This is a genomic window from Clostridium phoceensis (assembly GCF_001244495.1).
Taxonomy (GTDB): Bacteria; Bacillota; Clostridia; order Oscillospirales; family Oscillospiraceae; genus Lawsonibacter; species Lawsonibacter asaccharolyticus.
Genome location: NZ_LN866274.1, coordinates 64,855 through 86,116 on the forward strand (window position 1 = coordinate 64,855; position 21,262 = coordinate 86,116).

The following is a 21,262-nucleotide window of genomic DNA, read 5'->3' on the forward strand; positions in this document are numbered from 1 at the left end:
CTTTTGCCGTCCATTTCGACCATTGACAGGGTAGAGACCTGACACAAAAAAGTCTTGACAAATCAAGGGTGGGATGCTATAGTGAACATCGTTCAGAATGGGGCGTGAAAACGTGAACACAGTCATCACTTCCAAAGAGGCCATCTTGGAGACCAGCCGCAAGCTGATCCAGGAGAACGGCTGGGCGGCCGTCAACATCCGCAGCGTGGCGCAGGCCTGCAATATCTCCGTCGGCTCCGTCTATAATTATTTTGACAGCAAATCTGACCTGATCGCCGCAACGGTGGAACGCGTCTGGTGCGATATCTTCCACATCCCTGATGGCCAGACCTCCTTCAAACGGTTTCCAGACTGCATTGAATGGGCCTATGAAAGTATGCGGCGTGGGAATGAAATATATCCCGGTTTCTTCTCCATGCACTCCATGAGCTTTGTCGGTGAAGACAAGTCCAGTGGGCAGGAGCTGATGGCAAAATCGTGGAAACACATTCAGGAGGGCTTCCACATGGTCCTAATGCGGGATAAAAATGTAGATCGGGCGGTTTTTGACGACGTCTTTACTCCTCAAAAATTTGTTGAGATCATCTTCTCTCTGATCATCTCCTCTTTGCTGCGGCACGACTATGACTGTGCCGGCATTGTCAGGATGGTGGAACGGATCCTTTACCGTTAAAGAATTCCCGTTCATGCGGGAATTCTTTATCCAGCAAAATGAACAAAGTTCATATCAAGTAGGAAAGCGAGGCCTCTTTATGCAAGCTATTGTTGAAACACTGTTTGATGCAGTCTATCTGACTTCCGTGATCGCCATTGGCGTCACCATGATCGTAAAGAGCAGGGGAAACAAAGAGTACTGGCTGTTCGGCATCATGGCCGTCGTCCTTGGCGCCGGCGACGCCTTCCATCTGGTCCCCCGGGCTCTGGCTCTCTGCACCACTGGTCTGGAAAACTTTATCGTCCCCCTGGGCATAGGCAAATTCATCACCTCCATTACCATGACGATCTTTTACATCATCCTCTACTATGTGTGGCGGGTCCGGTACAAGGTCAATGGTCAAAACGGCATTACCGCCGCCGTGTATCTGCTGTCTGCCCTGCGGATCGCCCTCTGCTTCTTCCCTCAGAATGCATGGCTGAGCGCCAATGCGCCGCTTTCCTGGGGCATTTACCGGAACATTCCCTTTGCGCTTTTGGGCCTGCTGATCATCGTCTTGTTCTACAGGAGCGCCCGGCAAGCAAAGGACCGCGCGTTCCGTAATATGTGGCTGACCATTGTGCTCAGTTTCGGTTTCTACATTCCCGTGGTCCTCTGGGCAGACGTCGTCCCTATGATTGGTATGCTGATGATCCCCAAGACCTGCGCCTATGTCTGGACGGTCCTGATCGGCTTCAAGGCCATGAAGGCCAGCACAGAGATCTGATAAAAGATACCGCCGGCTGTCTTGCTGATAGCCGGCGGTATCTTTTTCACTTTTGGACTGCCGAAGTTAGAATATCCAGAACTGGCCTTCATTCTGTACACTTGCCTATCCAAATTGGTGCTCCTTTATTATAGCTCGTAACACAAAGCAAAGAGCCACCCCTTCTTCAAAAACACCTATACAATGTAGGTTTCAATAATTTCCCCTATGAAATAAAGCCCAGAATGACCGGCCTCCAAAATGAACCGACAGACATGTTTAAACTGCTGAAACAAGATCGTTTTCTTATCTTTGTCCCCGTTTACTAAAGCGTATTTTTTCCACCTATCCAATATAAAATTTTGTACACCCCGCAAGCGCATTTGTTAACTTTTGGTGACTTCCATTTCAAATAGGAGATTTCAATGATATAATAAAAGTTAAGAACTGCTGTTGCATAAGGTTTGCGGAAATTTTTGTAATTTCCAAAAGAGAGGGCTTATTATGAAAGAGAATTCCAAAAAAGCAGGGATACACCTTTTGGAAAAGGGCAAGCGGGGGATTTTCCGGGTGATCTTCAGCCGCTCTGGATTGATCCTCGTCCTGCTGGCCGTGCAGGTGCTGTTCCTGTTCAGCATCTTTCACTGGTTCGAGGCCTTCCTGCCCCACATTTACGGCGGCGTTGTGATCTTCACGTTTTTTATGGTACTGTATCTGCTCAACAGCGCTATGGACCCCACCGCCAAGATCACGTGGCTGGTGGTGGTCATGCTCCTGCCGGTGTTCGGCGCCCTGCTGTTTCTTTACACCCAGAAAAACATTGGCCACCGGGCTCTGAAAAAGCGCTATGCGGAATTGAATACGGAAACTGCGGAAACCCTTGTCCAGTCCCCGGAGACAGCTCAGGCCCTGGGGCAGTCCGACCCCGGAGCCGCGGCGCTTGCCCGCTATGTTCAGCGCAGTGGATGCTATCCGGTCTATGACCATACTGCCGTCACCTATTTCCCACTAGGCGAGGACAAGTTCCGGGAGATGCTGATCCAGCTGGAGCAGGCAAAGCGGTTCATCTTCCTGGAGTACTTCATCGTGGATGAGGGGGAAATGTGGGGCAAGATCCTGGAGATCCTGGCGCGGAAGGCCAAAGAGGGCGTGGAGGTCCGTATGCTCTACGACGGCACCTGTGAGCTGTCTACCCTGCCCCATGACTACCCCAGGCGGCTTCGATCTCTTGGCATTCAAAGCAAAATGTTTGCCCCCATCAAGCCCTTTGTCTCCACCCATTATAACTACCGCGATCACCGGAAGATCCTGGTGATCGACGGGGAGACCGCCTTCAACGGCGGCATCAATCTGGCGGATGAATACATCAACGCCTATGAAAAGTACGGTCACTGGAAGGACACCGCCGTGATGGTAAAGGGCGAAGCAGCCCGCAGCTTCACCAGGATGTTCCTGCACATGTGGTACTTGGATGAAAAGGCACCGGATTTTGACACATTTCTGAATGTACCGGCAAAGCAGCAGGCTGCAAACGGTTTTGTCATGCCTTACGGAGACTGCCCCTTGGACAAGGACAAGGTGGGCGAGCAGGTCTACATGGATATGCTGAACCGGGCCCAGAAGTATGTCCATATCATGACGCCATATCTGATTTTGGACGGTGAGCTGGAAAATGCGCTCAAGTATGCCGCCGAGCGCGGTGTTGATGTGCGGATCATCCTGCCTGGTGTTCCAGATAAGTACATCCCCTTTGCCCTTGCGCTGACCCATTACAGATCCCTGCTGGAATCCGGGGTGAAGATCTACGAATACACCCCCGGCTTCGTACATGCCAAGGTCTTTGTTTGTGACGACCGGGAGGCTGTTGTCGGCACCATCAATCTGGACTACCGCAGCCTCTATCATCACTTTGAATGCGCGACCTATCTGTGGGGAACGGACTGTATCCCCCAGATCCAAGACGATTTTGAAAAGACACAGGGTAAATGCAGGGAAGTCACGCTGGATCTGCTCCCAGCAGAGCCACTCAAGCGCCGGCTGCTGGGCTTTATTGCAAAAGCCGCCGCGCCGCTGCTGTGACCGGCCCAGGGAACAGATGTTCAAGCCCCGGTGGATACCTATGAAAGGTGACCCGCGCCGCCCCCTATCCCGCCCCCTTCATCATGCTTGAAGTTTAATATGTAAAACAACGACTTCGCTGTTCGTCCCCAAACGGACTGGCAGTTGAAAATAACCGGTCCCAGATGAAACAACGCTATGGGTCTCTCCAGTCTGAAAGTGCCCATAGAATCCGCGTCTGCCGTATGCCCACTTGGTAAACAGTGTGGCGGGGAAAAACTGTCCTTTATGGGTATGCCCACAAAGGATCAAAGCGGCCCCCGCTTTGACGGCATCTTCGATGCCTAAAGGGTTGTGGTCAATTATGATCTTCGGCTTCTCCGTATCCACACCGGCGAACAGTTCAGAAATGCCCTTGCGGGCAGGATTTCCCAAGATATCATCCCGACCGACGATCAAGAAGTCCTCTGTTTCTGCACATTCATCAATCAGCAGATGTATTCCAGCCTCCTCGAAATATTCCTTGACCTCTTTATGGCTCGAATCCGGATCATGATTCCCCAGCACAGCGTAGACGTTTCCCTCTGGCTGGAGCCTCTGTAGTTCTGCTTTGACACCATCCATATCACAATGCCCGAAGGCATCTTGATCAAAGGTGTCACCGGCCATGATGACAAGGTCTGGCTGCAACCGATTGACTGCATCAACTATTTTGTGGAGTTGTTTCCGATCCACATAGCTCCCGGTATGGATATCGCTGAGCAGTACTGCCTTTACCTCAGATCTTTGGTGCTTGCTGCTGGCAGCAATGGGTATCGAATACTCTTTCACAAAGATCTTTCTGGCATGGACAAATCCATAGGCAGACACAACAGCAGCCAACAGCAGTGGAATGAGGTATAGCCGCCCATCGGAGGCTCCGCAAAGGGATCTTATCAGGTCGAACAAGAAAAAACAGATCACTGTGCTTGGAAAAAAAGAAAATATGATTCCACATAGGTTGAATAACTTCTGTGTTTTCTTGTTCTCTCTGTGGATATTCACATAGATGAGCATATAGGTGCAAAACACTGTCAGTATCAAAAAAATTGCCAGTTGGAGGTCAAGGCCGGCAAATTCCTCAATCAGTATGCCCAATCGGCTGGACAGATAAATCGTCAGCCCAAAACCTAATATACAAAAGAGGACAGAGAACACACGCCCTCTAATAAATTCGCTGAACCACACTTGCATTGTGAAACCTCCTCTGTCGCCCGATATTTAGATGCCAAGATATCTGCTTTTGGTTTTGTTTTATACATATAAGAGGAGTGCAAGGAGTTACTCTCCATGCACTCCTCTTGTTTTTAAGTGAGGGGCTCTTTGAGTTTCGGATTCGCATCCAGATTTTCAGCCATCTTCTCTGCAATTTGGCAGACCTGCGCAAAATCCTCTTTTGAAATGCCTTCCGCAATACAAGTAATGAATTTGGTTTGAGCCTGTGTGAGCTTGTCCAAAATCGGGGCCGCTCTCGGCAGCAGACGCAGATGGATATATCGGCTATCCTCTTGGTCACGATATCCTTCAACCAAACCAGACTTACGAAGTGACTCTAAGCTCCTGCTTACCATGCCGGGAGAGAGGCAGGAGTACTCAATGATATCCCGTGCAGTATCTTTAGGCGCACTGTTGTAGAGAGACAATATACAAGCCATCTCACTCATTTTGATCCCGTCTGGTTCTACCGCCTGATAGCAGTATTGATAATACGCCTTCTGTATTTTATGGAATGTTCCTACGACGTTCTTCATCGAATATCAACTCACTTATGATGTTTCACCAGCCCAAACGCCTTGACGATCTCCAGTACGACCACGGGAACGACCGCCAGCCCAAAGCCCAGCATATACAGCTTCATAGGAAGACGGATGAGGCCAAACACGGAGGCGATCGGAGGAACAAAAAGCACCAAGCACATCAAAGCAGTGGAAACAAGGCTGGCTAGATTCAGATATTTGTTAGTAAATAGTCCGGTCTTAAACAGCGATTTATGGGAGCGCATATTGTACGCATGCAGGATCTGCGCAAAGGCCAGCACAAGGAAAGCCATGGTTCGGCCACCTTCAATGGCACCGGTGACCTGACTGCCAACACGGAATCCGATCAGTGACAGGATCGCAAACATGACACCCTGCAAAACAACTTGAATTCCAAGCCCGTTGGCGAAAATCCCTTCCTTTTTGGGCTTTGGCTGACGGTCCATCACATTGGGGTCGATGGCCTCCATTCCCAGGGCAATAGCAGGCAGAGAGTCAGTGACTAGATTGATCCACAGCAGCTGCATGGACAGGAAGGGGGCCTGATTCCAAAGCAGCATGGCAATAAAAGTGACCAGCACCTCGCCAATATTGGTACCCAGAAGGAACGCGACCGCCTTTTTAATATTGTCATAAATACCTCGGCCCTCTCGAACAGCAGAAACGATAGTGGCAAAGTTATCGTCCATCAGCGTCATATCAGAGGCGCCCTTGGCAACATCAGTACCAGTGATCCCCATCGCGCAGCCAATATCTGCTGCCTTCAAAGCGGGGGCATCATTGACACCGTCACCCGTCATGGCTACGATCGCGTCTCTGCGTTGCCAGCCCTTGACGATCCTTATTTTATCCTCTGGAGACACACGGGCATAAACTGCGATATCTTCAATCTGCTGATCCAACTCTTCCTCGCTCAGCTTGGCCAGCTCACTTCCAGTCACAGCCCGGTCACCAGGCTCCATGATGCCGAGCTGCTGGGCAATAGCGGACGCAGTGAGCACATGATCTCCAGTGATCATTATCGGCTTGATACCTGCCTGACGGCAAACAGCCACCGCCTGCTTGGCCTCTTCACGAGGCGGATCGATCATGCCGACCAGTCCGATCAGTGTCAGATCGTGCTCTAAAGTTTCCGAAGTGACTTCTTCCGGCACCTCATCAATGACCTTACAGGCCACCGCCAACACACGTAGAGCCTGCCGACTCATCTCCTCTACCACGTTGGCGGCCTTCTCCGTCAAGCCGTCAGTACAGCGTGAGGCTAGGGTGTCGAAACCGCCCTTGGTAATGACAACTAATTTGCCACTAATCCGACAGACCACACTCATGAGCTTACGGTCGGAATCGAAGGGGACCTCAGCTACACGGGGGCACGCCTTGTTCAAGTCGTCTTTACAAAAGCCATTTTTCAGAGCGGCAGCAACGATACAGGTTTCCGTTGGGTCGCCGATATCCACTTCTTTCCCATCTTGAATGGTGACTATGCCGTCACAACACAGGGTCCCAAGTTTGAGCAGAGTCTGGATCTCAGGCGTGTTGGCGGAAGAGATATCTTCTCTGAGATCACCTTGGACACAGTAGCCCTGAATGAGGGTCATACGGTTTTGGGTCAGAGTACCTGTTTTATCTGAGCAGATCACCGAAGCACCGCCCAGTGTCTCTACAGCGGGGAGTTTTCGAATGATGGCATTGCGCTTGGCCAGCCGGGTAACACCGATGGACAGCACGATGGTAACGATAGCGGGAAGGCCCTCTGGGATGGCAGAAACCGCCAGAGAGATCGATACCATGAAGATCTCCATCAGCTCCATGCCACTGGCCAGACCGATCGCAAAAATCACTGCGCAGATGATGATCGCCAGAACACCCAGCATCCGCCCAAACTGGGCCAGCTTTTTCTGCAGAGGTGTCTGAGTCTGTTTCTCGTTGTTCAGGATCCCGGCAATATGGCCCATCTCGGTGTTCATGCCAGTAGCTGTCACAACTGCTTCACCATGGCCGTAGGTCACGCTGCATCCGGAGTAGACCATGTTCAGCCGGTCTCCCAGAGGCGCACTGGAGGCCACCACAGCCTGAGCGTCCTTCTCAACCGGAACGGATTCACCAGTAAGAGCAGACTCCTCCACCTTCAGATTGAAAGCCGAGATCAGGCGCCCATCTGCGGGAATGTAATCGCCCGCTTCGATCAAAACGATATCCCCGGGCACCAGTTTGCTGGCGTCAATGATGGATTCCTGTCCATCACGACGCACTCGCGCATGGGGAGCAGACATATTTTGAAGTGCTTCCAGTGATCTTTCTGCCTTGCTCTCCTGAACCGTACCCATGATGGCATTCAAAATGACAATGAGCAGGATCAGAGCCGGCTCAAAAAACTCCGTTGGATCGCTGCCCTGCAATGCTACATAGAAGGAGATAGCCGCTGCAGCCAGCAGGATGAGAATCATGGCATCTTTGAACTGGCTGAAGAATCGTTCAACAACGGTTTGCTTTCTCTTTGCCTTCAAGCGGTTCTCCCCTACTTGGGTCAATATCTCCTCAGCATGGGTGGAGGTCAACCCCGATCGTGGTTCCGTTTTCAATTCACTGCATACATCTTGCGAGGATCGATCATACGCTTCCATAGTGAAATAGTCTCCTCATTTTTATTGCAGACAGTTTATTATTAAACTATCTGTGTAGTAGCATATTGCGAAAACAATGTTCTGTCAATTGGTGTCCAAGCATTTTTACAATCAATTCACAAATATGTTACAGTTCATATATAAATGAAGTAATTTTCCTGGTTCGAGCAAAGAGACGGCCCTTCTTTTGAGTCTGTTTCAAGATATTAATCTAGATGCAGTTTTGACTTTATCCTTACCGGCAGGGAGTCACCAAATTTTCATCGCTTCAAATCAAACAAACCGCAGAGAACTCGAAAATGATTGCAGCACTTGACAGAACAGCTTTGCTTCTCTATAATGAACGCCGTTCATATCAAAGGACCATACTGCGTATTCAAAATGACATCTAATGTAAATTGGAAAGGACCCGAATCTTTACTGTCGACAATTGCATCAGCATTTAATCGCTTCATTGTATCTACTCACCTATTTCTGAACCTAAATAATCGGAAACAGTTTTATCAAATCCTCTACCACCATCAAGTGGCAGAGGGCGAACTCGTAACATGGCGGAGCGTGGAATTCATCCTGGGTGTACAAAATGTCAAGCTTTCACTGTTTGCTTATCGGTCTGCAACCCCCATATGCAGAACAGCGGACCAGGCCAAGCGCAGACGGTGTTGGCAGTCTCTTGTTTCTGAGGGAGCACCTCAATCACCGATCCGATCTCCAAGTCTCCGGGTCGCATTCCTTCATAATCTCCCCCGCCCCATAATGCCGTCTTACCGCGTAATTCCGGTTGAAACGCTACGCGTCTTTTTTGTTCTTAAAGCGTTCCCAGTGTCCCTTTTCAGCCCTTGGGGACGCGGACTTTTCGAGGAGTCCAACTCCACATAGTCAGCAGATCCAGCACATTGCTGCGCGAGCTGGGATGGGGCGCATCAGAAAACTACCACATCGCTCTCGGGTGCGGGATGCTGGGCCTGAAGCGGTACACCATCCTGATCCTCAGCCTGTTCTGAGGCACTCCCTGCGCTCTCTCCCGCCTTTGAGCTGAAAAAAGCGCCCCGCTCATATGAGCGGGGCGCTTTTTTCACAGAGAGTTGCTTGGGATCAGCCCTCTTTGATGGCAGCCTGCGCGGCGGCCAGACGGGCGATGGGCACACGGAAGGGGGAGCAGGAAACATAGTCCAGGCCCACACGGTGGCAGAACTCCACAGAGGAGGGATCGCCGCCGTGCTCGCCGCAGATGCCCAGATGCAGGTCGGGGTTAGCGGTACGGCCCAGCTTGGCAGCCATCTCAATCAGACGGCCCACGCCCTTCTGGTCCAGCTTGGCAAAGGGATCGTTCTCATAGATCTTCCTATCGTAGTAGGCATCCAGGAACTTGCCCGCGTCGTCACGGCTGAAGCCGAAGGTCATCTGAGTCAGGTCGTTGGTGCCAAAGGAGAAGAAGTCGGCCTGCTTGGCGATCTCGTCAGCGGTGATAGCGGCACGGGGGATCTCGATCATGGTGCCCACCTTATACTTCATGTCGGACTTGACAGAAGCGATGATGGCGTCGGCGGTCTCGGTGACTACCTTCTTCACATAGGCCAGCTCCTTGACCTCGCCCACCAGGGGGATCATGATCTCGGGGACCATGTTCCACTCAGGGTGCTTGGCCTGGATATTCAGCGCTGCCTTGATGACGGCGCGGGTCTGCATGGCGGCGATCTCGGGGTAGGTCACGGCCAGACGGCAGCCCCGGTGGCCCATCATGGGGTTGAACTCGTGCAGGCCGGCGATGATAGCCTTGATGTCAGCGACAGTCTTGCCCATGTCGTTGGCCAGCTTCTCGATGTCAGCCTCCTCGGTGGGCACGAACTCGTGGAGCGGGGGGTCCAGGAAGCGGATGGTGACGGGGCAGCCCTCCATAGCCTCATAGATGCCCTCGAAGTCGCTCTGCTGCATGGGCTCCAGCTTGGCCAGAGCCTTCTCGCGCTGCTCCACGGTGTCGGAGCAGATCATCTCCCGGATGGCGGGGATGCGGTCCTCGTCGAAGAACATGTGCTCGGTGCGGCACAGGCCGATGCCCTGGGCGCCGAACTTGCGGGCCTGGGCGGCGTCGTGGGGGGTGTCGGCGTTGGTGCGGACCTGGAGGCGGCGGTACTTGTCGCACCAGGCCATGACCCGGCCGAACTCGCCGCCGATGGAGGCATCTACAGTGGGGATGGCGCCGTCATAGATCTTGCCGGTAGAGCCGTCCAAGCTCAGCCAGTCGCCCTCGTGGAAGGTCTTGCCGGCGAGCTGGAACTGCTTGTTCTCCTCATCCATAACGATGGCGGAGCAGCCGGACACGCAGCAGGTGCCCATGCCGCGGGCCACGACGGCGGCGTGAGAGGTCATGCCGCCGCGGACGGTGAGGATGCCCTGGGCAGCCTTCATGCCCTCGATATCCTCGGGAGAGGTCTCCAGGCGGACCAGGACCACCTTCTCGCCCCGGGCGGCCCACTCCTTGGCGTCCTCAGCGGTGAAGACGATCTTGCCGGAGGCGGCGCCGGGGGAGGCGGCCAGAGCAGAGCCGATGACGGGAGTCTTCTTCAGGACCTCGGCGTCAAACTGGGGGTGGAGCAGGGTGTCCAGAGAGCGGGGCTCGATCATGGCCACGGCCTTCTTCTCGTCGATCATGCCCTCGTCCACCAGGTCGCAGGCGATCTTCAGGGCTGCAGCGGGGGTGCGCTTGCCGTTGCGGGTCTGGAGCATGAAGAGCTTGCCGTGCTCCACGGTGAACTCCATGTCCTGCATATCCCGATAGTGGTCCTCCAGGGTCTTGCAGACGCCCTCGAACTGGGCAAAGGCCTCGGGGAACTTCTCGGCCATCTCCGCGATGGGCATGGGGGTCCGGACACCGGCCACCACGTCCTCGCCCTGGGCGTTGGTCAGGAACTCACCGAACAGCTTCTTCTCGCCGGTGGCGGGGTTGCGGGTGAAAGCCACGCCGGTGCCGCAGTCGTCACCCATGTTGCCGAAAGCCATGGACTGCACGTTGACGGCGGTGCCCCAGGAGTAGGGGATGTCGTTGTCCCGGCGGTAGACGTTGGCGCGGGGGTTGTCCCAGGAGCGGAACACGGCCTTGATGGCGCCCATCAGCTGCTCCTTGGGGTCGGTGGGGAAGTCCACGCCGATCTTGGCCTTGTACTCGGCCTTGAACTGGCCTGCCAGCTCCTTCAGGTCATCAGCGGTGAGCTCCACGTCCTGGGTGACGCCGCGCTCCTCCTTCATCTTGTCGATGAGCTGCTCAAAGTACTTCTTGCCCACCTCCATGACCACGTCGGAGTACATCTGGATAAAGCGGCGGTAGCAGTCCCAGGCCCAGCGGGGGTTGTTGGACTTCTGGGCCATGACCTCCACCACCTGCTCGTTCAGGCCCAGGTTGAGGATGGTGTCCATCATGCCGGGCATGGAGGCCCGGGCGCCGGAACGGACAGAGACCAGCAGGGGGTTGTCCAGATCGCCGAACTTCTTGCCGGTGATCTCCTCCATCTTGACGATATACTCCATGATCTGCGCCTGGATCTCGTCGTTGATCTTCTGGCCGTCCTCATAGTACTGAGTGCACGCCTCGGTGGTGATGGTGAAGCCCTGGGGCACGGGCAGGCCGATGTTGGTCATCTCGGCCAGGTTGGCGCCCTTGCCTCCCAGCAGCTCACGCATGTTGGCGTTGCCCTCAGAGAAGAGGTACACATACTTTGTTGCCATTTACTTCATTCCTTTCTTCAATCCTGGGGCTTGTCTGAAACACGGCGGCACCGGACGTACCGGCATGTCTCAAACAAGCCCAAGTCGCCGCCGCCCTCCGGGGGCCCCCACAGGCCTCCTTTGACAGTCGCGGAAATATTATACCTATTTGCACGAAATATTGCAACTGTCCGGCGGGAGTTTTTCACGATTTTTTCACATTTATGGCGATGTTGCCCTCAGTACTCCACCCCAGGCCGGGCCGCCGTCCCCAGGTCAAAGGGATGGCGCAGCTTGCCCATCTCAGTGATGTAGTCCGCCCGTCCCACCAGGGCCGGGTCGGGGTCCCGCCCGGTGAGGACCACCTCCCCCGCCGCACGGTCCAGGCAGGAGATCACCTCTTCCAGTGGGAGCAGGCCGGTGTTCACCGCAGCACAGACCTCGTCCAGCACCAGCAGTCCGCAGTCCGGCTGTGCCCCCAGTGTCCGGGCCTGCTCCGCCAAGGCCAGATAGCGGACCTGCTCCGCCTCCCGCTCCTCCGGGGTGAGCTGAAAGGAGAATTTCACCCGCTCCGGCAGGGGGAGCAGGGTGACCTGAGGCAGCATGGCCAGGGCATAACGCTCGCCGCTGTCCGCCCCCTTTAGGAACTGGGCCACCACCACCCACTTTCCCCGGCCCGCCATCCGCAGGGCCAGCCCCATGGCGGCAGTGGTCTTACCCTTGCCCTCTCCGCAGTAAAGATGGACCATAAGCTCACTCCTTGTGTATGTTTTCGGTTTATTCTACCAGCTTTTTGGAAAAAAATATACCTCTTTTTTGAGGAAAGCTGGTGACAGGGCGGGATACCTTTGGGGCCGGCGGGGCCAGCCCGCCCCTACATCGGGATCAGGGCATGCGCACCATGCGGGGTATATTTGTTCCCAGCTCCCATGCAGGGGCAGGTCCCAGGCTCGCCCGGCCTATTGGCCCGTGTGGAGGGACGCCCCTGAGATGGGGCGTGAAGATGGACGGGAAGGAGATGAAACAGGCGCGCGGCTTTTTGAGCCGCGCGCCTGTGAGGTCTGGTCTGTCGTTCGCGTATCAGTCGGGGTAGCGGGTGTAGACGCGGTAAATATCTTCGTAATCTGCCCTTTGGTCTTCCTGAATTCTTCCTTTACTGTTTACAGTCACATAAAAGAAATCGTAGTCACTATCTCCCTGCGAATCCGTCACGACACCATAGGAATCATCGTCTTTGAACTCGATCACATCCCCTGCCTGGAGCTCCTTTTTGTCGCTCAAACGCTCATAGTCCAAATTTCCAAATACTTTATCACTGAGCATCCAGGCAAACCCTTCGGCTCCAGACAGATCATCTCCAAACACTTTGGAATCATAGTATTCCTTCATGTCCCAGGAGTCGATATCCTTCAGCTTCTTTTCCAAAAGGGCCTCTACATTGCTCTCATTAACCTTTTTTCCATTGCTCAAGGTGTCGTCAGAAGAGGTGCTGTCGGGATAACGGGTATAAATATAATCAATGTCATCAAAATCTGCGTAAAAGTCCCAACAAATCTCGCCGTCGGAATAGAGGCCCACATAATCGAAATCACTCTTGCTGATGCCAATGACCACGCCATAACTGCCATCGTCCAACTCCACGATATCACCAATCTTCAGCTCATCGGAGTCCCTGTGTCGGGTATCATCCAAATCACCGAAGATTTCATTACTCAGGCTCCAGGCAAAGTCTTCATCATCGTCATCCCAGTATTCTCCATCGCCATAATCCCTGTCGTCCTCAAACTCCCACAGATAATCTTCCACATGAGACTCGGTAATACTGTCCCCGTTGGTCAGTTCATCGTCAGAGGATGAAGAAGAGCTGCTGGGATAGCGGGTGTACATCTCGTCCAGGTCATCGAAATCAGCCTCGAAATCCCATGCGATCCTGTCCTTGGAATCAATGCTGCCGTAGGTGCAGACTTCGTTCTTGGTGTCCACATCCACCACGACACCCCACAGCTCATTCCCGCTGTCATAGATCACGTCGCCTGCCCGCAGGTCCTCGGCATATTTCACGCTCTTGTAATCCAGCTCGTCAAAGATCTCGTCGCTGATGGTGTAAGCAAAGGCCTCGTCGCCCTTGGCGGAGCCGAACACGTTGGAGGTGTAGCGGTCGCTCATATCCCAGTCGTCGCCGTCTTCATAGTCGTCCATCAGGTCGTCCAGAAGGTCCTCCACGTTGGACTCAGTGGCCTTTTCTCCGTTGCTCAGGGTGTCGTCGCCGGAGGCCTTGGTGAGATAGCGGGTGTAGACAGTATCCCTGCTGTCCAGGTCCGCGGTCTCCTTCCAGGTGATCCAGCCGCTGTTGTCACAGGTGACATAGGTGAAGTCATTCCGGTCCACAGAGACCACCACGCCGAAGTCGCTGCCGGAGTCGAAGCTGACCACGTCGCCCACCCGCAGGTCCGCGGGGTCCTTCAGCTTGCTGGCGGCCATGGCGCCGAACACCTTGTCGCTGAGCATGTAGGCAAAGGCCTCCACGCCGGTGGCGGTGCCCAGTTCCTTGGAGGTGTAGCTGCGGGTCATATCCCACAGGTAGTTCTCGGGATAGTCGCTCTTCAGGGCCACCAGGTCGTCATACACGTTGGACTCGGAGGGGGTCTTGCCGCTCACCAGCCGGTTGGAGTTGACGTAGGTGGGCACCTGGATGGTGGTGGAGGCGTCATACAAGGAGCAGAGCACCACAGCTGCCTGGGCACGGGTGGTGCTGGCGGCGCCGTTGAAGTTGCCGTTCTCATCGCCGCTGAGCAGCTTCCTGGCATAAGCCCCGGCCACAGCATTCTGGTAATTGCTGGGGATGGTGCTCCAGTCCTTGATGCTGATCCGGGCGGCCATCAGATCCCATGCGCTGGGGTTCTCCCACCCCTTGGAGCCGGCCACGTTGACCATGATCTGGGCCATGTCATAGCGGCTGATCTCCGCGTTCACCATGGCCTCGGTCCAGCCGCCGGCGGCGGCGCGGCGCTGGGCAACAGTGGTGTTGCTCAGGATGCCCGCCGAGTAGGCTGCGGCCATGTAGGGATACCACCACTGGCCGGAGCTGTTCTGGTTGGCGGCCACCGCCGTCTTATAGAACATGTTGCAGATCATGGTGACGAACTGGGCGTTGGACAGGGTCTGCTCCGGTCCATACTGGTTGTCTCCGATGCCGGACACCAGCCCCTCTGTGGCGGCCCGGTCAATGTAATAATAGCCCCAGTAGGTGGTGGGCACATCGGTGAATGTAGTGGCGGCCGCGTAGGTGTTCGCGGTCAGCAGCCCCGCTCCCAGGGCCAGCGCCAACAGGCGCCGCAAACCTGTCTTCATCATTCTATTCTCCTTTTCCTGCGTTTTGTCATCCTAAAATTCTGGGGGCGGCCATCCCGTGCCGCGGAAAATCGGGCAGAAGCCCCCTTTTTATTTTACTGTGTTTTTGTCCAAAAGTCAAAACATACCTTGCATATTTATGAAATTTTAATTTTTGGCCTCCTTCATTTTGTGAAGATTTTACCATGAACATTTTCCCTCCCTACCGCTATGATTTTCCTTCTCTTGCTGTCGACAAGAGCCCCGCCGGGATGCTATAATCACCATGAGGATCAGTCCCTATTGCTTAGAATAAAAAGGAGCCCGATGATGAAGCAGATCATTTTATATGACAGCGCCACAGGAAACACAGAATATCTGGCCAAAGCCCTCTCCCATGCCCTGCCCAACGTCCCATGCGGTCCAGTCGGGTCCCTGGACTGCTCGAAAGCCGAGCTGGTCTATCTGGGTTTCTGGACGGACAAGGGCACCTGCTCCGACCGTCTGCGGGCTGTTCTCCCCTCACTGGCAGGCAAGCAGATCTTTCTCTTCGGCACCGCCGGCTTTGGTGCGGATCAGGCGTATTTTTCTCAGATCATCCGCCGCCTTGAGGGTGAACTCCCCCAGAACTGCACCGTGATTGGCTGGTACATGTGTCCTGGGCGCATGGGAGAGGGAGTGCGCCGCCGCTATGAGGCCATGCTTCAGGACCCCGTCTCCGCCGGACAGGCAGAGCTTCTGCTGAAGGACTTCGACGCGGTCCGCACCCGCCCTGATGAGAGAGATGCTCAGGCCCTGCTGGCTGCGGCGGGTCTGTAATTGCAGGCTATGCGCTGCTTTTTCGCCCCCATGGAGGGGATCACAGGAGCCCTGTTCCGCCGGACCCACCGCCGGTTCTTCCCGGGGGTGGACCGGTATTTCATGCCCTTTCTCTCCCCCAGCCAGCACCACGTGTTCACCCGCCGGGAGCTGCGGGACATCCTGCCGGAGCAGGACGGGGACCTGGATGCGGTGCCCCAGCTGCTCACCCGGAGCGGGGCGGACTTTCTCTGGGCGGCAGGTGAGCTGGCCCGGATGGGCTACCGTGAGGTCAACCTGAACCTGGGCTGCCCCTCCGGCACCGTCACCGCCAAGGGGAAGGGGGCCGGGATGCTGGGGCGGCCGGAGGAACTGGACCACCTGCTGGAGGACATCTTCTCCGCCTCCCCCACTGCCGTCTCTGTCAAGACCCGTCTGGGTATCCAGGACCCGGAGGAGTTCTGGCCCATCCTGGACATCTACAACAAGTATCCCATCGCCCAGCTCATTGTCCACACCCGGGTGCGGGAGGACCTGTACCGCCGCCCCGCCCGGCCGGAGCTGTTCCCCGCCATCCTGGCCGCCAGCCGCACCCCCCTGTGCTACAACGGAGACCTGGTGACAGCGGCGGACTGCCGAGCTTTCTCTGTCCGCTTCCCCGGCGCAGGTCTGATGATGGGCAGGGGGCTGGTGGCCGACCCGGCGCTGGCCTCCAAGGCCAAGGGCGGGCCCGGCGCGGACCGGGACACCCTCCGCGCGTTCCACGACGCCCTCTATGAGGGCTATGCCCGTGACTTCGGCAGCCGGCGCAACGCCATGCTGCGGATGAAGGAGCTCTGGTCCTATCTCATCCACCTCTTCCGGGACCCGGAAAGCTATGCCAAAAAGCTGCGCAAGGCGGCGGACCCGGCGGAGTTTGAGGCCCTCACTGCCGGGATGTTCCGGGAGCTGGAGCTCCCGCCCGGCCTGGAGCCCGGGTTTCTGTTCTGACCCGCCCCAGGAGCGGGGACGCCCAAATAGAATGGCCCCGCTCTACATAAACTGAACGTGCCCCAGTCCCTGGGGCAGGAGGTCGCTATGCTGATCCGAGAACTTACCTTTGCCGCCATCGGCACCGGCTTTACCTGTCTGGCCACCGTGCTGGGAGCCGCCATGGTGTTTTTCTTCCGGGAGGACCTGAAACCCGCCACCCAGAAGATCTTTCTGGGCTTCGCAGCCGGCGTGATGGTGGCTGCCTCTGTGTGGTCCCTGCTCATCCCCTCTATGGAAATGGCGGAGGAGATGGGGCAGTCCCCCGCCCTTCCGGTGGGCGGCGGGTTCCTGCTGGGCGGGGCTTTCCTCATGGTCCTGGACCGGCTCACCCCCCATCTCCACATCGGCAGCAGCGATCCGGAAGGGCTGCCCGCCCATCTGAGCCGCACCACCATGATCGTACTGGCCGTCACCCTGCACAACATCCCGGAGGGGATGGCGGTGGGGCTGGCCTTCTCCATGGCCGCCCAGGACACCGGCAGCGGCGCCCTGGCCGGGGCAGTGGCCCTGGCTATCGGGATGGGGCTCCAGAACTTCCCTGAGGGGGCCGCCATCTCCCTCCCCCTCCGGTCCGACGGCGTGGGCACCGGCAGGGCCTTCGCTGCGGGCGCCCTGTCCGGCGTGGTAGAGCCCATCTTCGGCCTGCTCACTGTACTGGTGGCGGGCAGCGTCTCCCTGGTGATGCCCTGGGTCCTTTCCTTCGCCGCGGGGGCCATGATCTATGTGGTGGTGGAGGAACTGATCCCGGAGGCCCACCTGGGGGAGCACTCCCATGTGGGCACCGCCAGCGTCATGTGCGGCTTCCTGGTGATGATGCTGCTGGATGTGATGCTGGGATAAATGCCCCGGGGGACAGTCCGTGCTGTCCCCCGGTCCTGTTTTGTGCCCCCAGCGGGCAACGGAGCGCTCAGCGCTCCCTCCCCGCCAAACGGTCCAGCTCGGCCATCAGCTCGGCCCGGTGGTTGGGGAGACGGCCCTCCATCACCTCTTCCAGCAGGGCGGCCAGCGCCCGGCCCACCGCGGGCCCCCGCAGGCCNGCGGCGCTCCGGCTCCCCCACGCAGCGGATGACCCCCGCCGCCAGGTCGGCCCGGCCTCCGAAGGGGTCAGTCAGGCCGGAGGGCTCCCAGGCCATAGCGTTTATGGTGAAGTCCCGGCGGGCCAGATCCTCCCCCAGATCCCCCGTGAACTCCACCCGGTCCGGGCGGCGGTGATCGGTGTACCGCCCCTCCCGGCGGAAGGTGGTCACCTCCACCGGCAGGCCGCCGGACAGAACGGTGACCGTCCCGTGCCGCACGCCGGTCTCCACCACCCGCATGGGGGCACAGGCCTCCCGGATCTGCTCCGGCCGGGCGGAGGTGGCCGCGTCATAGTCGTGGGGCGTCCGGCCCATCAGCCTGTCCCGGACGCAGCCTCCCACCAGGACGGCCCGGTGTCCCGCAGCGTTCAGCCGCTCCAGCACCGCCAGCGCCCGCAGGTCCCATCCCTCCATCTCCATTCCTCCTCTCCAGAGAGCCCCGGTCGGTCTCTCTCCTATTCTAGCAGAGTCTGTCCTGGCTGACAACGGCGGGTCCCGCCCCCCCCTTTTTTTTTTTTACTGTTTGGGTTCAACTCCTCTCTCTTTTTAACATCTAGATGTGTTTAAGAAAAAGCCCCGGGGGGGGGGGGGCTGGAACCCCCCNCTCTGGCCATTTCACTACACATTGATTAAGACATAAAAATATGGTAAAGTAAGTAAAAAGACAAATTGGAGGTTGTTTGGACTCCCAAGGAAGGAGCAAGGGACACCATGATATCTTTGGAAGAAAGAAATTTTGTGATAAGCGCATGTCAAAAATTACAAGAGCGGGGTTGGTTCCCTGGCAAGGAATTTGTGTCATCTTCCATTACTGAACAGGACATTGCTACATTTGAGCAAGAGTATCAGGTCAAGCTGCCCTCTCTCTACAGGGCTTTTCTGACTTCATTCCGGCTTCCTCAAAACATTCGCAATGACAATTTTCTATGCTCTATTATTGAAGACAAAGGAGACCTTGGCCCACTCTGGTTGGCAATCGACTGCCCACAATCTATGAACGAAGTGTCAAAAAACATAGAAATTTTGCAAGAGATCCGTGATTTTTGTGAACTACCGGAGGACTGCTTTCGAAATTTGATTCCCATTGGCGATTGGGGAGGTGGTTGGGGGCCGCTGTGCATTGATTTGTCCATACCAGAGGAGGAGATTGATGAAAACGACCCACTCACCTGGTCTTTAGTCTGGTTTGACCACGAGGAATTTGATTGGAATGAAGAATACCTGAGTGAAGATGGACTGCTTCACGGAAGTAAGGCTCTGCCGGATTTGAAGAAATTACTGGAATTATATTTTTACGGAGCATTGGAAGAACGCTTTGAGCAAGAGGAGGGTATCAAACCCACTTACGAATGGTATCAGGATACCTTGAAATGATAACTGCAACTGCCAGTTTGACCGTCGGTTGCCCGCCTGGTCATTTTGCTGTGGTATTTTCAAATCAGCTTTTGGCAGTGCAGCAGAAAAAGGGGCCCTCGCCCTTTGAAAGGAGCGCTTATGACACAGGAACTTCTCTCCGGACTCAACGGATATAACATCCCCTGCCGGCACACCATCCAGGGCGGCGAGTCCATGGTCTGCCTCATCACCCACGGCTTCGGCAGCAGCAAGGACAGCCCCACCGCCCAGCTGCTGGCCGGGGAGCTCCCCCGGCACGGCATCGGCACCCTGGCACTGGACCTCCCCGCTCACGGGGACAGCCCGGTGGATGGGGACGCTCTGAGCATCCGCCACTGCCTGGACGACCTGGCCCGGGCAGAGGCCCGGGCCCTGGAGCTGGCCCCCGGGGCCCGGGTGGTCTATTTCTCCTCCAGTTTCGGGGCCTACCTGAATCTGATCTACCTGTCCACCCGCCCCCACCGGGGGACGCGGTCCTTCCTGCGCAGCGCGGCGGTGGAGATGCCCCTGCTTTTCCATTCCCCCACGCCGGAGCAGGCGGAGGAGCTGGCGCGGCAGGGCTTCCTCATGCTGGACCAGGGCTACGTCCGCCCCCTGAAGCTGACCCCTGCCTTCCTGGCGGATCTGGATGCCCACGACCTCTTTCAACTGTACCGCTCCGGGGAGGAGCGGGTCTGTATGATCCACGGGGATGAGGACCAGACCGCCTCGCCGGAGGCGGCCCGGCGCTTTGCCCAGACCTTCGGCGCCCGTCTCATCCAAGTGCCCGGCGGGGACCACAGCCTGTCCGGCCCCGGCATGCCCCAGCTGGTGGTCCGGGAGGCCCTGGAGTTCTACCTGGCCCCCTGAGCCCTCAGCACAGCTCGATGCCCTCGACCTGGGCCAGCTCCGCCCGCAGGGTGTCCAGCTCTGTCACCTGTCTCACCCCAAAATACAACTTTTTTATATATTATAGGGAGAAAACAATTATTTTACAACTGTTTCTCCCTGTGCTATCCTGATCTCACCTGATGAAACTGTGAGGTGACACGCTGTGGAGACCGCCGCCCTGACCCGGGGCTCCATCCCGCCCCAGCTGGTGTCGCTGGCCCTCCCCCTGATTTTTGGGAACATCCTCCAGCAGCTGTACAACACCATAGACGCCATGGTCATCGGCCGCTTCGCCGGGGAGACCGCCTTTGCCGCCATCGGGGTGGCGGGGACGGTGATGAACCTGTTCCTTTTTCTCCTCAGCGGCTGCTGCACAGGCATCTCCGTCCTCTTTGCTCAGCAGTATGGCAGCCGGGATCTGGCCGGCTTCCGGCAGGAGGGGTTTCTGGCCTCTGTCTTCGGCGGCCTGTTCACCCTGGTGCTGAGCCTGGCCGCCCTGCTCCTGCTGCGGCCCCTGCTGACCCTGATGCAGACCCCGGAGGACGTGGCCCGGCTGGCCGCGGACTATCTGGTGGTCATCTTCGGCGGCCTGCTGGCCACCTTCTTTTACAACCTGTGCGCCGCCGCCCTGCGCTCTGTGGGAGACACCCGCTCCGCCCTGCTGGCCCTGCTGGCGGCTATGGCCGCCAATCTGGCTCTGGATCTGCTGTTCGTGGCCCGGCTGGGCATGGGCATCGCCGGGGCGGCCTGGGCCACGGTGCTGGCCCAGCTGCTCTCCGTGGCGCTGTGCCTGCTCTATCTGGCCCGGCGCTATCCCCAGCTCCTGTTCCGCCGGGAGGACCGGCGGCTGGACCGGGGCCTGTTCCGCCGGGAGGACCGGCGGCTGGACCGGGGCCTGCTCCGCCGGACGGTGAGCTATGGGGCGGTGTCCGCCCTGCACCAGTCCAGCCTCTACATCGGCAAGCTGCTGGTCCAGGGGGCGGTGAACTCCATGGGGACCCCCATGATCTCCGCCTACACCGCCACTACCCGCATCGAGGGCTTCGCCAACTCCTTCGGGGACAGCGGGGCCCAGGCCGTCTCTGTCTTCACCGCCCAGAATACCGGAGCCGGGGAGGAGCGGCGGGGGCGGGGGGGGGGGCGTACCAGCCTTTTCATTAATGGTCTTTTTAAACATCCTA

15 protein-coding genes and 1 pseudogene are annotated in these 21,262 nt (G+C 56.9%); 9 read left to right on the top strand and 7 right to left on the bottom strand.

Annotated features, from left to right (window positions below):
- Positions 1–112 precede the first annotated feature (112 nt).
- The 3 genes from BN1969_RS01140 to cls all read left to right on the top strand — a co-directional run bounded on the left by BN1969_RS01140 (position 113) and on the right by cls (position 3,479).
- Complete coding sequence (locus BN1969_RS01140; protein WP_050625343.1) at positions 113–673, top strand: TetR/AcrR family transcriptional regulator; 561 nt, start codon at positions 113–115, stop codon at positions 671–673.
- Positions 674–752: 79 nt separating this feature from the next.
- Complete coding sequence (locus BN1969_RS01145; RefSeq protein ID WP_050622615.1) at positions 753–1,421, top strand: hypothetical protein; 669 nt, start codon at positions 753–755, stop codon at positions 1,419–1,421.
- Positions 1,422–1,904: 483 nt separating this feature from the next.
- Positions 1,905–3,479, top strand: a complete 1,575-nt coding sequence (gene cls, locus BN1969_RS01155; RefSeq protein WP_207642590.1) for a cardiolipin synthase — start codon at positions 1,905–1,907, stop codon at positions 3,477–3,479.
- Between the two features lie 81 nt (positions 3,480–3,560).
- Here cls and BN1969_RS16895 read toward each other — a convergent pair whose 3' ends face one another.
- The 6 genes from BN1969_RS16895 to BN1969_RS01185 form a co-directional block, all read right to left on the bottom strand.
- On the bottom strand, positions 3,561–4,691 hold the full coding sequence (locus BN1969_RS16895) for a metallophosphoesterase (RefSeq protein ID WP_077138666.1): 1,131 nt from the start codon (positions 4,689–4,691) through the stop codon (positions 3,561–3,563).
- Positions 4,692–4,804: 113 nt separating this feature from the next.
- Complete coding sequence (locus BN1969_RS01165) at positions 4,805–5,248, bottom strand: MarR family winged helix-turn-helix transcriptional regulator (RefSeq protein WP_050622617.1); 444 nt, start codon at positions 5,246–5,248, stop codon at positions 4,805–4,807.
- Between the two features lie 11 nt (positions 5,249–5,259).
- Positions 5,260–7,878, bottom strand: a complete 2,619-nt coding sequence (locus BN1969_RS01170) for a cation-translocating P-type ATPase (protein ID WP_050622618.1) — start codon at positions 7,876–7,878, stop codon at positions 5,260–5,262.
- 1,095 nt (positions 7,879–8,973) lie between these two features.
- Entirely contained in the window at positions 8,974–11,601 is a 2,628-nt protein-coding gene (ppdK, locus tag BN1969_RS01175; RefSeq protein ID WP_050622619.1) for a pyruvate, phosphate dikinase, read from the bottom strand.
- 218 nt (positions 11,602–11,819) lie between these two features.
- On the bottom strand, positions 11,820–12,329 hold the full coding sequence (locus BN1969_RS01180) for a cob(I)yrinic acid a,c-diamide adenosyltransferase (protein ID WP_050622620.1): 510 nt from the start codon (positions 12,327–12,329) through the stop codon (positions 11,820–11,822).
- 331 nt (positions 12,330–12,660) lie between these two features.
- On the bottom strand, positions 12,661–14,931 hold the full coding sequence (locus BN1969_RS01185; RefSeq protein WP_050622621.1) for an S-layer homology domain-containing protein: 2,271 nt from the start codon (positions 14,929–14,931) through the stop codon (positions 12,661–12,663).
- A 309-nt stretch (positions 14,932–15,240) separates the two neighbouring features.
- On the opposite strand from BN1969_RS01185, the gene bilS reads away from it, so the two are divergent.
- The 3 genes from bilS to BN1969_RS01200 all read left to right on the top strand — a co-directional run bounded on the left by bilS (position 15,241) and on the right by BN1969_RS01200 (position 17,580).
- A complete protein-coding gene (gene bilS, locus BN1969_RS01190; protein WP_050622622.1) occupies positions 15,241–15,729 on the top strand; it encodes a flavodoxin family protein BilS in 489 nt (162 codons plus the stop codon).
- Positions 15,730–15,738: 9 nt separating this feature from the next.
- On the top strand, positions 15,739–16,698 hold the full coding sequence (locus BN1969_RS01195) for a tRNA dihydrouridine synthase (protein ID WP_077138797.1): 960 nt from the start codon (positions 15,739–15,741) through the stop codon (positions 16,696–16,698).
- Between the two features lie 87 nt (positions 16,699–16,785).
- Positions 16,786–17,580 (top strand): ZIP family metal transporter, encoded by a 795-nt coding sequence (locus BN1969_RS01200; protein WP_108979672.1) that lies wholly within the window; start codon positions 16,786–16,788, stop codon positions 17,578–17,580.
- A gap of 233 nt (positions 17,581–17,813) precedes the next feature.
- Here the strand turns inward: BN1969_RS01200 and BN1969_RS18795 are convergent.
- Positions 17,814–18,236, bottom strand: a pseudogene (locus BN1969_RS18795) (CCA tRNA nucleotidyltransferase); the annotation flags it as partial.
- 291 nt (positions 18,237–18,527) lie between these two features.
- Between BN1969_RS18795 and BN1969_RS01205 the strand changes: the two are divergent.
- The 3 genes from BN1969_RS01205 to BN1969_RS18160 all read left to right on the top strand — a co-directional run.
- Positions 18,528–19,190, top strand: coding sequence for an SMI1/KNR4 family protein (locus BN1969_RS01205; RefSeq protein WP_050622623.1), 663 nt, complete (start codon positions 18,528–18,530; stop codon positions 19,188–19,190).
- A gap of 120 nt (positions 19,191–19,310) precedes the next feature.
- Positions 19,311–20,060, top strand: coding sequence for an alpha/beta hydrolase (locus BN1969_RS01210; RefSeq protein WP_050622624.1), 750 nt, complete (start codon positions 19,311–19,313; stop codon positions 20,058–20,060).
- 184 nt (positions 20,061–20,244) lie between these two features.
- A partial coding sequence (locus tag BN1969_RS18160; RefSeq protein WP_050622625.1) for an MATE family efflux transporter occupies positions 20,245–21,262 on the top strand: 1,018 nt, incomplete at its 3' end.